This is a genomic window from Micromonospora sp. NPDC023966 (assembly GCF_040639095.1).
Taxonomy (GTDB): Bacteria; Actinomycetota; Actinomycetes; order Mycobacteriales; family Micromonosporaceae; genus Micromonospora.
The window spans coordinates 20263-32599 of the sequence record NZ_JBEZZJ010000034.1 but is presented as its reverse complement, the minus strand read 5'-3'; the positions used below and the strand labels follow the sequence as shown (position 1 = coordinate 32599).

Sequence of the window (12337 nt, the reverse complement as noted above, 5' to 3'; positions counted from 1 at the left end):
GATGGCCGGGCACGCGCCGGACGGACCCGGCCTGTTGCGCAACTTCGTCGGCGGCTCCTTCGTGGACGCCGGACCGAGGTTCACCAAGCGCAGCCCGGTCACCGGCGAGCCGGTCTTCGAGGTGGTCGAGGCGGGCGAGTCCGTCGTGGACGACGCGGTGACCGCGGCCCGGGCGGCCCTGCGCGGCCCGTGGGGCCGGATGGGCGAGCGGGAGCGCGCCGAGGTGCTCCGCCGGGTCGCCGATGAGCTGGAACGCCGCTTCGACGACCTGGTCGCCGCCGAGGTGGCCGACACCGGTAAGGCCATCTCCCAGGCCCGCACGCTGGACATCCCGCGTGGGGCGGCCAACTTCCGGGCGTTCGCCGAGATCGTGGTGACCGCGCCGACGGAGTCCTTCACCACGGTGACCCCGACCGGCGGCCGGGCGCTGAACTACGCGGTCCGCAAGCCGGTCGGCGTGGTGGCGATCATCGTGCCGTGGAACCTGCCGCTGCTCCTGCTCACCTGGAAGGTCGCCCCGGCCCTGGCCTGCGGCAACGCCGTGGTGGTCAAGCCCAGCGAGGAGACCCCGGCTTCGGCGACTCTGCTCGCCGAGGTGATGGCCGCGGCGGGCCTGCCCGAGGGCGTGTTCAACCTGGTGCACGGCTTCGGCCCCGGCTCGGCCGGCGAGCACCTCACCCGGCACCCGGGCGTCGACGCGATCACCTTCACCGGCGAGTCGGCCACCGGCAGCGCCATCATGCGCGCCGCCGCCGACGGGGTGAAGGCGGTCAGCTTCGAGCTGGGCGGCAAGAACGCCGGCCTGGTCTTCGCCGACGCGGACCTGGACGCGGCGGTCGCCGGCTCGGTCCGGTCCAGCTTCACCAACGGCGGCCAGGTGTGCCTCTGCACCGAGCGGATCTACGTGCAGCGTCCGGTCTTCGACGAGTTCACCGCGCGGCTGGCCAAGCGCGCCGACGAGCTGGCGTACGGCTGGCCGGCCGACGAGGCCACGGTGAACATGCCGCTGATCTCGCACGGCCACCGGGACAAGGTGCTCGGCCACTACGAGCTGGCCCGGACCGAGGGCGCCGAGGTGCGCGCCGGGGGTGGGACGCCGCGCTTCGGCGACGCCCGCGACGGCGGCGCGTACGTGCAGCCGACCGTGCTCACCGGGCTGGGGGCGGACGCCCGCACCAACCGGGAGGAGATCTTCGGCCCGGTGGTGCACGTCGCCCCGTTCGACGACGAGGACGAGGCGTACGCCCTGGCCAACGCCACCGACTACGGCCTGGCGGCGACGGTCTGGACCCGGGACGTGGGCCGGGCGCACCGGGCCGGGTCCCGGCTGGACGCCGGCATCGTCTGGGTGAACACCTGGTTCCTGCGCGACCTGCGGACCCCGTTCGGCGGGGTGAAGGCCTCCGGCATCGGCCGGGAGGGCGGGGTGCACTCGCTCGACTTCTACTCCGAACTCACCAACGTCTGCGTGGACCTCTCATGACCGAGCGGAGTGCGCGCCCCGGGCAGAATGGCCGGCGTCCCAAGCGAACGCAGCGAGGAGCCGGCATGACCGTTGACATCGAAGCCGCCAACCGGGAACTGGCCGTGGCCCGGCAGGACGAGAAGCCGTGCCCGCCGCTGCGCGGACGGCTGCTGCCGGAGGGTGACATCGAGGCGGCCTACCAGGTGCAGCAGGTCTACACCCGGCAGCGGCTCGGCAAGGGCCACCGCCGGGTGGGCGCGAAGATCGGCCTCACCTCCCGCGCCGTGCAGGAGAACTTCGGCGTCTTCCAGCCCGACTTCGGGGTGCTCTTCGACGACATGGCGGTCGGCGACGGCGTCGAGGTGCCGATGAGCCGGCTGCTCCAGCCCCGGGTGGAGGCCGAGATCGCCTTCGTGCTCGGCGCCGACCTGCCCGACGAGCGGGTCACCACCGTCGACCTGATCCGGGCCGTCGACCACGTGCTGCCGGCCATCGAGATCGTCGACTCGCGGATCGCCGGCTGGGACATCTCCATCGTGGACACCGTGGCGGACAACGCCTCCAGCGGGCTCTTCGTGCTCGGCACCGCGCCCCGCCGGCTGGCCGACGTGGACCTGCGGCTCTGCGGCATGGTGCTGGAGCACGCCGGCGAGCCGGTCTCGGTCGGCGCCGGGGCGGCCTGCCTCGGCAACCCGTTGCACGCGCTGGAGTGGCTGGCCGGCACCATGGCGCGCGCCGGCGACCCGCTGAAGGCCGGGGACGTGGTGCTCTCCGGGGCGCTCGGCCCGATGGTGCCCGTGACCCCGGGCGCCGCGTACGAGGCGCGCATCTCCGGGCTCGGCTCGGTGCGGACCTGCTTCTCGAAGGAGACCCCGTGAGCGCGAGGAGTGAGCCGGTTCTGCGAGCCCGGCAGTCGAGAACGAAAGGCGGCACAGCATGACCGTCGGCGTGGCGGTGCTCGGGTCGGGCAACATCGGCACCGACCTGATGATCAAGGTGCTGCGGCTCAGCACCGAGCTGCGGATGGTGGCGATGGCCGGCATCGACCCGGCGTCCGACGGTCTCGCCCGGGCCCGGCGGCTCGGCGTGGCGACCACCGCCGAGGGCGTCGACGGACTGGTGGCGCTGCCCGAGTTCGCCGACGTCGAGCTGGTCTTCGACGCCACCTCGGCCGGCGCGCACCGGCACCACGACGCGGTGCTGCGGGCGCACGGCCGGACCGTGGTCGACCTGACGCCGGCCGCCATCGGCCCGTACGTGGTGCCGCCGGTCAACCTCGACGAGCACCTGGACCGGCCCAACGTGAACATGGTGACCTGCGGCGGGCAGGCCACCGTGCCGATCGTGCACGCGGTCGGCCGGGTCACCCCGGTCGCGTACGGGGAGATCGTCGCCTCGATCGCCTCGAAGTCGGCCGGGCCGGGCACCCGCGCCAACATCGACGAGTTCACCGAGACCACCGCCCGGGCCATCGAGGTGGTCGGCGGCGCCGAGCGCGGCAAGGCCATCATCGTGCTGAACCCGGCCGACCCGCCGCTGCTCATGCGGGACACGGTCTACTGCCTCTGCCCGGACGCCGACGCCGACCGTTCCGCCATCGCCGCCTCGGTCTCCGAGATGGTGAAGACCGTGCAGGAGTACGTCCCGGGCTACCGGCTCAAGCAGGACGTGCAGTTCGACCGGGTGGACACCTACGCGCCGGTGCTGGGCCGGCACTTCACCGGGCTCCAGGTCTCGGTCTTCCTGGAGGTCTCCGGCGCCGGACACTACCTGCCCGCGTACGCCGGGAACCTCGACATCATGACGTCGGCCGCGCTGCGCACCGCCGAGCGACTGGTCGCCCTGCGCACCAAGGGGGTCCCGGCATGACCGACCTCTACATCCAGGACGTGACGCTGCGCGACGGCATGCACGCCATCGCGCACCGGTACCCGGTGGACCAGGTGCGGACCATCGCTGCCGCGCTCGACGCGGCCGGGGTGGCCGCCATCGAGGTGGCGCACGGCGACGGGCTGGCCGGCTCCAGCGTCAACTACGGCCATGGCGCGGCCGGCGACGCCGACTGGATCTCCGCCGCCGCCGAGGTGCTGACCAGCGCCCGGCTCACCACCCTGCTGCTGCCCGGCATCGGCACCATCGCCGACCTGAAGGCGGCCAAGGCGCTCGGGGTGACCAGCGTCCGGATCGCTACGCACTGCACCGAGGCGGACATCTCCGCCCAGCACATCTCCTGGGCCCGGGAGAACGGCATGGACGTCTCCGGGTTCCTGATGATGTCGCACATGAACGACCCGGCCGGGCTGGCCGCGCAGGCCAAGCTCATGGAGTCGTACGGGGCGCACTGCGTCTACGTCACCGACTCCGGCGGGCGGCTGCTCATGTCCGACGTGTCCGAGCGGGTCGACGCGTACCGGCAGGTGCTCGAACCGGAGACGCAGATCGGCATCCACGCCCACCACAACCTGTCGCTCGGCGTGGCCAACAGCGTGCTGGCCGTCGAGCACGGCCGGATCCTCGGCGCCGGGCCGCTCGGCTCGCCGCACGGCCGGACCGTCCGGGTGGACGCCTCCCTGGCCGGCATGGGCGCGGGCGCCGGCAACGCCCCGCTGGAGGTCTTCGTCGCGGTCGCCGAACTGCACGGCTGGAAGCACGGCTGCGACGTGTTCGCACTGATGGACGCGGCCGACGATTTGGTCCGCCCGCTCCAGGACCGGCCGGTCCAGGTCGACCGGGAGACGCTCTCCCTCGGCTACGCGGGCGTCTACTCCAGCTTCCTCCGCCACGCCGAGCGCGCCTCCGCGAAGTACGGGGTGGACGTCCGCTCGATCCTGGTCGAGCTGGGCCGGCGCCGGATGGTCGGCGGCCAGGAGGACATGATCGTGGACGTGGCACTCGACCTGGCGAGCAAGGAGCACCCATGATCGGACCGGATATCGCGGGGATCGCCGAGAAGCTGGGCGCGGCCGCCGACACCGCCAGCGCGATCCCGCAACTCGCCGCCGAGGCCGGCCTCGACGTCGACGCCGCGTACGCGGTGCAGACCGCGCTGCTCCAGCGCCGCCTCGACCGGGGCGAGCGGCTGGTCGGGCTGAAGATGGGGCTGACCAGCAAGGCCAAGATGGCCCAGGTCGGCGTCGACGAGGTGATCTGGGGCCGGCTCACCGACGTGATGCGGGTGCCCGACGGCGGCACGGTCGACGTGGCCGACTTCATCCACCCCCGGGTCGAGCCGGAGGTGGCGTTCCTGCTTGACCGCCTCCCCGAGCCCGGTGCGCCGGTCGGCGCGTTCACCGAGGCGGTCCGCGCGGTCGCCCCGGCGATCGAGCTGATCGACTCCCGGTACGCCAACTTCACCTTCTCCCTGCCGGACGTCATCGCCGACAACACCTCGGCAGCGGCCTTCGTGGTCGGGCCCTGGTCGCCGGTGCCGGACGGGCTGGACAACCTCGGCGTGCTGCTGGAGATCGACGGGCGGGTGGCGCAGGTCGGCGCCACGGCCGCGATCCTCGGCGACCCGCGCCGGGCGCTGGACGAGGGCATCCGGCTGGCCGCCCGGCACGGCGTCCGGCTCCGCGAGGGCTGGGTCTTCCTGGCCGGGGCGGCCACCGCCGCCGTGCCGCTGCGCCCCGGCGCGCACGTCCGGGCCGTGGTCGAGAAGCTCGGCACCGCCTCGCTGCGGGCGGGATCATGACGGCCCGGGTGGTGGCCGGGAAGGCCGTGCCGCGTGGCGCCTTCCCGCATGTCAAGGTCGCCGGCGGGTTCGTCTTCGTCTCGGGTACGTCGTCGCGCCGGCCGGACAACACCTTCGCCGGTGTCTCCGTGGACGAGTTCGGCACCACCGACCTCGACATCCGGGCGCAGACCCGGGCCGTGATCGGGAACATCCGCGACCTGCTCCGCTCGGTCGGCGCGGACCTGGGCGACCTGGTGCAGGTCACCAGCTACCTGGTCAACATGAACGACTTCGGTGGCTACAACGAGGTGTGGGCGGAGTTCTTCGACGCCACCGGGCCGACCCGGACCACGGTGGCCGTGCACCAGCTTCCGCATCCGCACCTGCTGATCGAGATGCAGGCCGTGGCCCTACTTCCGTCGGGAGGTCAGTCGTGAGTGAGATCGCCGAGCCGTTCAGCTTCCAGGGTTGGATCGGGGAGAACCAGCACCTGCTCAAGCCGCCGGTGGGCAACAAGGAGATGCTGCCGGGCAGCGACGACTTCATCGTCATGGTGGTGGGCGGCCCGAACCAGCGGACCGACTTCCACGTCGACCCGTACGAGGAGTTCTTCTACCAGGTCAAGGGCAACATGCACATCAACCTGATGCTCCCCGAGGGGCCGCGTACGGTGCACGTGCGCGAGGGGCAGATGTGGATGCTGCCGCGCAACACCCCGCACTCGCCGCAGCGCCCGGAGGCCGGCTCGATCGGCATGGTGATCGAGCGGGTCCGCGAGGAGGGCACGCTGGAGAAGTTCCAGTGGTACTGCCCCGAGTGCCACCACAAGGTGCACGAGGTGGAGCTCCAGGTCCGCGACATCGCCGCCGACCTGCCGCCGGTCTTCGCGGCGTTCTACGCCGACGAGAAGGCCCGCACCTGCACCGCCTGCGGCGCGCTGCACCCGGGCAAGGGCTGATGCCCCGACCCGTCGTCGACGTGCACACGCACGTCGTACCCAAGGGGTGGCCGGACCTCGCCGCAGCCTGCGGCGGGTCCGGCTGGCCCTGGCTGCGGGTGGACTCCGAGCGCGCCGCCATGATCATGGTGGGGGAGACGGAGTTCCGGCCGGTCGGCGCGGAGTGCTGGGACCCGGAGACCCGGCTCGCCGACATGGCCGCCGACGGCGTCGACGTGCAGGTCGTCTCGCCCACCCCGGTCTTCTTCAGCTACGACCGCCCCGCCGACCAGGCGGTCAAGGTGGCCCGCATCTTCAACGACCTCACCCTGGAGGTCACCGCGGCCGGGGGCGACCGGCTGGTGCCCTTCTGCCAGGTGCCGTTGCAGGACCCGGACGCCGCCTGCGCCGAGCTGGACCGCTGCCTGGCCGCCGGGCACGCCGGGGTGGAGATCGGCAACCACGTCGGCGACCGCGACCTCGACGACGCCGGCATCGTGCAGTTCCTGACCCACTGCGCCGAGGTGGGCGCGCCGGTCTTCGTGCACCCGTGGGACATGCCGGGCGGCCCCCGGCTGGACCGGTGGATGGCCCGCTGGCTGACCGGGATGCCGGCCGAGACGCACCTGTCGGTGCTGGCGCTGATCCTCGGCGGGGTCTTCGACCGGGTGCCGGAGACGCTGCGGATCTGCTTCGCGCACGGCGGCGGCAGCTTCCCGTTCTGGCTGGGCCGTGCCGACAACGCCTGGCACCGCCGCGGCGACCTGGTCCGCGGCGCGTCCAGCGCCCCGCCCGGCGCCTACGTCGACCGGTTCTCCGTCGATTCCGTGGTCTTCGAGCCGGCGGCGCTGCGGCTGCTGGTCGACACCATGGGGGAGGACCGGGTGCTGGTCGGCAGCGACTACCCGTACCCGCTGGGGGAGCGGCCGGTCGGGCAGGTGGTCCGCAAGGCCGACTTCCTCACGGCCGACCAGCGCGACAAGCTCCTGTCCCGCAACGCCCTGCGCTTCCTGCACGGCTGACCCCCCGGCAACCGCGGCACCACCTCGCGCCGCCTTTGCTCTGCAGCCGTCGGCGCAGCACCTCGGCGACACGGTGTTGCGTGGGTGGCGGCAGAGCAAACTGACGGGTCACCCCCGGTTGGCCGGCGGGCACGCGGCGGGTGGTGAGTGCGAGGGTCGCTGTGACCAGGCAGGATGGCGGTATGGCCGAGCCGCACGACCTGACCGCGCTGGAGCAGGCCGCCGCGATCCGCCGGGGTGAGCTGTCCAGCGTGGAACTGGTCGAGCACCACCTGCTCCGGGTGGACGCGCTCGGCGACACCCTCGGCGCGTTCGTCACGGTCACCCCGGAACGCGCGCGGGCCGCGGCGGCCGCCGCCGACGCCGCCCCGGCAGAGCGGCGGGGCCCGCTGCACGGGGTGCCGACCGCGATCAAGGACCTGACCCTCACCGCCGGGGTGCGTACCACCTTCGGCTCGGCCGCCTTCGCCGACTTCGTGCCGCCGGTCGACGCCGACGTGGTCCGTCTCATGGCCGCCGCCGGGCTGGTCAGCCTCGGTAAGACCACCACCTCCGAGCTGGGCTGCTCGCTCTACTCCGAGGGGCTCGTCGCGCCGCCGGCCCGCAACCCGTGGGGCCTCGGCTACACGGCGGGCGGGTCCAGCGGCGGGGCGGCGGCCGCGGTGGCCGGCGGGCTGGTGCCGGTGGCGCAGGGTTCCGACGGCGGCGGCTCGCTGCGCATCCCGGCGGCGCTCTGCGGCCTGGTCGGCTACAAGCCCAGCCGGGGACTGGTCTCCGGCGGGCCGCTCGGTTTCGGGGCGTTCGGGCTGCCCATCAACGGCCCGCTCGGCCGCACCGTGGCCGACGTGGCCGCGCTCCTCGACGTGCTGGCGCAACCGGTGCCCGGCGAGCCGTACCTGCCGCCCGTCGCGCCCATCGGCGGCTATCTGGGCGCCGCCCGGGAGGCCGCGCCGGGCCGGCTGCGGATCGGCCGGTTCACCACTCCGATGCTCGCCGACGAACCGGTCCACCCGGACTGCGTGGCCGCCGTCGACCGGGCCGCCGGGCTGCTCGCCGCGGCCGGCCACGAGGTGGTCGACGTCCCCGCGCCGCTCGGCCCCGAGGCGTGGCCGCTCTTCGAGACCATCTGGTACGTGCTGGCGCTCGCTCCCGTGCCGCCCGAGCGGGAGAACGACCTGCTGCCGCTGACCCGGTTCCTGCGGGCCCGGGGCACGGCCGTCGGCGCCGGTCCGCTGATGGCCGCGCTGAGCGAACTCCAGGCCCAGGTACGCCGGGGCGTGCGCCGCACCGCCGGCTGCGACCTGTTGCTCTGCCCCACCCTGGCCGCCCCGCAGGCGTCGGTGGGCGCGTTCGCCAGCCTGGGTCCGGCCGAGGATTTCGACCGGCAGCGCCGGTTTTCGCCGTACTGCGCCATCTTCAACGTCACCGGCGACCCGTCCGTTTCGCTGCCGGTCGGCCGAACGGGCGACGGGCTGCCGGTCGGGGTGCTGCTCACCGGCCGGTACGGCGACGACGCGACATTGATAGCCACTGCCGCGCAACTGGAGCACGGCTGTGGCGGGTGGGATCACCACCCCGCAATCTGGCGGGCGGTCGACTCCGCTAACGTGAACAGCACAAGCGGAGTCGGGCGCGCGTCGTCATGACCGTCCACCCGACCCGGAACATTCCTGGTCTCTCTTTCCGCCTGGGGGCGTTGGGATTGTCTGTTACCGAGACGTTGCTGGTCTTCGTCGGCATCCCGGCGGCCGCCGTGCTGGTGATCGCCGGGCTGGCGGCCGCGGGCAGCCGTGGTGGCGGCGGTGGCGGCGCCAAGCGCTACCGGCCGGGCCGGCCCTTCGACTTCACTCCGGTCTGGTTCCTGGGCCGTCCGGAGCAGCTGGCCGACTCGGCCGGCACCGCACTGACGGCCGGGGCGCAGGCGCCGGCGCTGACCAGCCGCAAGCAGGAGCAGGCCGGCCGGGAGGCACCGGCCGGTGGAACCGGAGGCGCAAGTGACCGTTGGTGAGAAGCAGGCCGCGACGGGGACCGGTAACCCGCCGGAGGTCCTGGACGGGCCGTTCTCGACCCGTCAGCTGCTCCGCATCGACGAGGCGCTCCGCTTGGCCGACAAGGGCACCGGGCTGGTCTTCTCGGTCTACGTGGGCGGCCTCGACGAGCCGATCCGGGAGCACGCCGAGCGGCTGCACCGGCAGCTCGCCGAGCCGGACAAGTCGGTGCTGATCGCCGTGTCGCCCAACCAGCGGCAGCTCGAGATCGTCACCGGCCGATACTCGCGCAAGCGCATCCCGGACACGTACGCCAAGCTGGCCGCGCTCTCCATGGTGGCCTCGTTCGGCGGCGGCGATCTGGCCGGCGGCATCATCCAGGGCCTCGACCAGCTCGCCAGCCACGCCGGCAAGGGCTGAGCCCACCCACTCACGACGAAGCCCGGCCCGCGCGACGCGGGCCGGGCTTTCTCGTGTGCGCCGCCAGGTGGCGGCGTCCGGGCCGTTCTCACTCCGCCGCCCCGCCGACCTGGTGCGGGCGGCCCGGGCCGGGCCCGGGCCGCCCGTGAGGATCAGGCGGTCTGCGCGTCCCGGGCGCGGGCCGCCCGTGAGGATCAGGCGGTCTGCGCGTCCCGGGCGCGGGCCGCCCGTGAGGATCAGGCGGTCTGCGCGTCCCGGGCGCGGGCCTTGAGGGCGCGGGACACGCCGTCGCGGCCCTCGGCCACCAGCCGGCGCAGCGGGGCCGGGTGGCCCTCCTGCGCCAGCCACGCGTCGGTGGCCGCCACCGTGTCGTCCTCGACCAGGTACGCCGGGTAGGCGAGCTGGACGAACTCCTGCGCCGGCTCGCTGTCCCGCTGCGCCCACACCTGCGCCACGGCGGCGAAGTACTTCTCCCGGTAGGGCGCGGTGAGCTCCACCTGCGCCGGGTGGGTGAAGCCCTGCAGCAGCGCCCGGTTGCGCCAGTTCGGCAGCGCCTCCGGGCCGGTGAGCTGCGCCCACACCGTCGCCTTGTTCTCCGCGGTCGGCACCAGCGCGTGCGCGTACGCGGCCTCCCGCTCGCCGCTGGCGGTCCGGTCACCGGCCAGCTCGGCCTCCACGTCGGCGGCCCCGGCCGCGCCGTTGGCCACCAGCGCCTGGAGGACGGTCCAGCGCAGCTCGGTGTCCACGGTCAGCCCGGCCGGCACCTCGGTGCCGTCCAGCCAGCCGCGCAGCGTGGCCAGGTCCTCGCCGGAGCGGGCCGCGGAGGTGTACGCCCGGGCCCAGGCGAGCTGGAAGCCGCTGCCCGGCTCGGCCGCGGCGAGCGCCGTCCTGGCGGTCCGCGCCAGCTCGGCCCAGCCGGTCGGCGCCCAGGCCGGGTCGGCGTAGAAGGTGAGCGTGGTGGTCGCCTGGCGCAGGGTGGCGGTGACCAGGTTGATGTCGGTCTCCGCCGGCAGCCCGGCCAGCACCAGCGCCACGTAGTCCCGGGCCGACAGCTCGGCGTCGCGGGTCATGTCCCAGGCGGCGGTCCAGCAGAGCGCCCGGGCCAGCGACGAGTCGAAGCCGGCGATGTGCTGCACCACGTTGGCCATCGACTGCGCGTCCAGCCGCAGCTTGGTGTACGTCAGGTCGTCGTCGTTGAGCAGCAGCACGTCGGCGGCCGGCTTGCCGTGCAGCACGGACAGCTCGGTCAGCTCGCCGGTCACGTCGACCTCGACCCGCTCCCGGCGGACCAGGCGCCCGTCGGTCAGGTCGTAGAGGCCCACCCCGATCCGGTGGGTCCGCAGGGTGGGGTGCCCGGCCGGCGCCTCCTGCCGGACCAGCACCCGCTCGTACGAGCCGTCGGCGCCGGTGGTCACCTCGGGACGCAGCGTGTTGACCTGCGCGGTCTCCAGCCACTCGGCGGCGAACTTGCGCAGCTCCCGGCCGGAGGCCGCCTCCAGCTCGGAGAGCAGGTCGTCGAAGGTGGCGTTGCCCCAGGCGTGCTTGCCGAAGTAGGCCCGCAGGCCGGCCACGAACGGCTCCTCGCCCACGTACGCGACGAGCTGCTTGAGCACGCTGGCGCCCTTGGCGTAGGTGATGCCGTCGAAGTTGACCTCGACCGCCTCCAGGTCCGGCATCTCGCAGTAGACCGGGTGGGTGGAGGAGAGCTGGTCCTGCCGGTAGCCCCAGTTCTTCCGGATGGACAGGAAGGTCGTCCAGGCGTCGGAGAAGCGGGTGGCGTGGGTGTTGCACCAGTGGCTGGCCCACTCGGCGAACGACTCGTTCAACCACAGGTCGTTCCACCAGCGCATGGTGACAAGGTCACCGAACCACATGTGCGCCAGCTCGTGCAGGATCGTGTTGGCGCGCTGCTCGTACTCGAAGTCGGTGACCTGCGAGCGGAAGATGTAGTGCGACTCGGCGTGCGTGACGCAGCCGAAGTTCTCCATCGCGCCGGCGTTGAAGTCCGGCACCCAGAGCTGGTCGTACTTGGGCAGCGGGTAGCGCACCTGGAACTTCTCGTGGAAGAAGTCGAAGCCCTGCTTGGTGATCAGGAAGAGGTCGTCCGCGTCCATGTACCGCGCCATCGAGGCCCGGCAGTAGACCCCCAGGTCGATGCCGTCGTGGCTGTCCCGCACCTCGTGGTACGGGCCGGCGCAGAGCGCGGTGATGTAGGTGCTCATCCGGGCCGACTCGGCGAAGTGGACGGTCTTCAGCGCCTCGCCGGCCGGCTCCTCGCGCTCCACCGGCATGTTGGACACCACCCGCCAGTGCTCGGGGACGGTGGCGTGCCAGGTGTAGACGCTCTTCAGGTCGGGCTGGTCGAAGCAGGCGAACACCCGCTGCGCGTCGGCCGTCTCGAACTGGCTGTAGAGGTAGGTCTCGCCGTCCACCGGGTCGACGGTGCGGTGCAGGCCCTGCCCGCTGTTGGAGTAGCCGAAGTCGGCGTCGACCACGAGGACGTTCTCGGCGGCCAGGCCGGTGAGGGTGAGGCCCTTCTCGGCGGACCAGCCGGCGAGGTCGACCGGCGTGCCGTTCAGCGTCGCCGACCGCACCGACTCGGCGGCCGTCTCGATGAAGGTGCTCGCGCCCGGCTCGGCGCAGCGGAACCGGACCTCGGTCACCGACCGGAAGGTACGGCCGTCGGCCTGCACCGCGGTCGACAGGTCAAGCTTGATGTCGTACCCGGTGACGTCGAGCAGGCGGGCCCGCTCGGTGGCCTCGACCTGGGTCAGGTTGCGCACTCCCGGCACTGTTCGTCTCCATCCCACTCGTCTCGCCGCGCCCCGCGGC

Annotated in this window: 12 protein-coding genes; 11 read left to right on the top strand and 1 reads right to left on the bottom strand. The window is 73.2% G+C overall.

Features of this window, described 5'->3' with window-relative positions:
• The first annotated feature begins 1 nt into the window (after position 1).
• From AB0F68_RS28955 to AB0F68_RS28905, 11 genes are all read left to right on the top strand, one after another.
• Positions 2 to 1483 (top strand): 2-hydroxymuconic semialdehyde dehydrogenase, encoded by a 1482-nt coding sequence (locus tag AB0F68_RS28955; protein ID WP_357343970.1) that lies wholly within the window; start codon positions 2 to 4, stop codon positions 1481 to 1483.
• A gap of 65 nt (positions 1484 to 1548) precedes the next feature.
• Positions 1549 to 2343 (top strand): fumarylacetoacetate hydrolase family protein, encoded by a 795-nt coding sequence (locus tag AB0F68_RS28950; RefSeq protein WP_357343918.1) that lies wholly within the window; start codon positions 1549 to 1551, stop codon positions 2341 to 2343.
• A 58-nt stretch (positions 2344 to 2401) separates the two neighbouring features.
• On the top strand, positions 2402 to 3334 hold the full coding sequence (locus AB0F68_RS28945; protein ID WP_357343916.1) for an acetaldehyde dehydrogenase (acetylating): 933 nt from the start codon (positions 2402 to 2404) through the stop codon (positions 3332 to 3334).
• Positions 3331 to 4386 (top strand): 4-hydroxy-2-oxovalerate aldolase, encoded by a 1056-nt coding sequence (gene dmpG, locus AB0F68_RS28940; RefSeq protein WP_357343913.1) that lies wholly within the window; start codon positions 3331 to 3333, stop codon positions 4384 to 4386. Before AB0F68_RS28945 ends, dmpG begins: the two co-directional genes overlap by 4 nt.
• Positions 4383 to 5156 (top strand): fumarylacetoacetate hydrolase family protein, encoded by a 774-nt coding sequence (locus AB0F68_RS28935; RefSeq protein WP_357343911.1) that lies wholly within the window; start codon positions 4383 to 4385, stop codon positions 5154 to 5156. The genes dmpG and AB0F68_RS28935 overlap by 4 nt, the downstream gene beginning before the upstream one ends.
• The gene (locus tag AB0F68_RS28930; protein ID WP_107076371.1) at positions 5153 to 5575 is read left to right on the top strand and encodes a RidA family protein; all 423 of its coding nucleotides are present in this window, start codon (positions 5153 to 5155) and stop codon (positions 5573 to 5575) included. The genes AB0F68_RS28935 and AB0F68_RS28930 overlap by 4 nt, the downstream gene beginning before the upstream one ends.
• Positions 5572 to 6096: a 3-hydroxyanthranilate 3,4-dioxygenase gene (locus tag AB0F68_RS28925; protein ID WP_357343909.1), complete on the top strand. Its 525-nt coding sequence runs from the start codon at positions 5572 to 5574 to the stop codon at positions 6094 to 6096. Before AB0F68_RS28930 ends, AB0F68_RS28925 begins: the two co-directional genes overlap by 4 nt.
• Entirely contained in the window at positions 6096 to 7097 is a 1002-nt protein-coding gene (locus AB0F68_RS28920) for an amidohydrolase family protein (RefSeq protein ID WP_357343907.1), read from the top strand. The genes AB0F68_RS28925 and AB0F68_RS28920 overlap by 1 nt, the downstream gene beginning before the upstream one ends.
• Positions 7098 to 7279: 182 nt before the next feature.
• Positions 7280 to 8743, top strand: a complete 1464-nt coding sequence (locus AB0F68_RS28915) for an amidase (RefSeq protein ID WP_357343905.1) — start codon at positions 7280 to 7282, stop codon at positions 8741 to 8743.
• 74 nt (positions 8744 to 8817) lie between these two features.
• Positions 8818 to 9105, top strand: coding sequence for a hypothetical protein (locus tag AB0F68_RS28910; RefSeq protein WP_357343968.1), 288 nt, complete (start codon positions 8818 to 8820; stop codon positions 9103 to 9105).
• Positions 9092 to 9505: a DUF5130 family protein gene (locus AB0F68_RS28905; protein WP_357343903.1), complete on the top strand. Its 414-nt coding sequence runs from the start codon at positions 9092 to 9094 to the stop codon at positions 9503 to 9505. Before AB0F68_RS28910 ends, AB0F68_RS28905 begins: the two co-directional genes overlap by 14 nt.
• A 236-nt stretch (positions 9506 to 9741) precedes the next feature.
• Here AB0F68_RS28905 and pepN read toward each other — a convergent pair whose 3' ends face one another.
• Complete coding sequence (gene pepN, locus AB0F68_RS28900) at positions 9742 to 12288, bottom strand: aminopeptidase N (RefSeq protein ID WP_357343901.1); 2547 nt, start codon at positions 12286 to 12288, stop codon at positions 9742 to 9744.
• Positions 12289 to 12337 lie beyond the last annotated feature (49 nt).

Bases quoted from the DNA above. Each gene is read 5' to 3' on its own strand.
- AB0F68_RS28920 (WP_357343907.1), top strand. From the start codon at position 6,096: ATGCCCCGACCCGTCGTCGACGTGCACACGCACGTCGTACCCAAGGGG.
- AB0F68_RS28950 (WP_357343918.1), top strand. From the start codon at position 1,549: ATGACCGTTGACATCGAAGCCGCCAACCGGGAACTGGCCGTGGCCCGG.
- AB0F68_RS28915 (WP_357343905.1), top strand. From the start codon at position 7,280: ATGGCCGAGCCGCACGACCTGACCGCGCTGGAGCAGGCCGCCGCGATC.
- AB0F68_RS28930 (WP_107076371.1), top strand. From the start codon at position 5,153: ATGACGGCCCGGGTGGTGGCCGGGAAGGCCGTGCCGCGTGGCGCCTTC.
- AB0F68_RS28945 (WP_357343916.1), top strand. From the start codon at position 2,402: ATGACCGTCGGCGTGGCGGTGCTCGGGTCGGGCAACATCGGCACCGAC.
- AB0F68_RS28955 (WP_357343970.1), top strand. From the start codon at position 2: ATGGCCGGGCACGCGCCGGACGGACCCGGCCTGTTGCGCAACTTCGTC.
- dmpG (WP_357343913.1), top strand. From the start codon at position 3,331: ATGACCGACCTCTACATCCAGGACGTGACGCTGCGCGACGGCATGCAC.
- AB0F68_RS28935 (WP_357343911.1), top strand. From the start codon at position 4,383: ATGATCGGACCGGATATCGCGGGGATCGCCGAGAAGCTGGGCGCGGCC.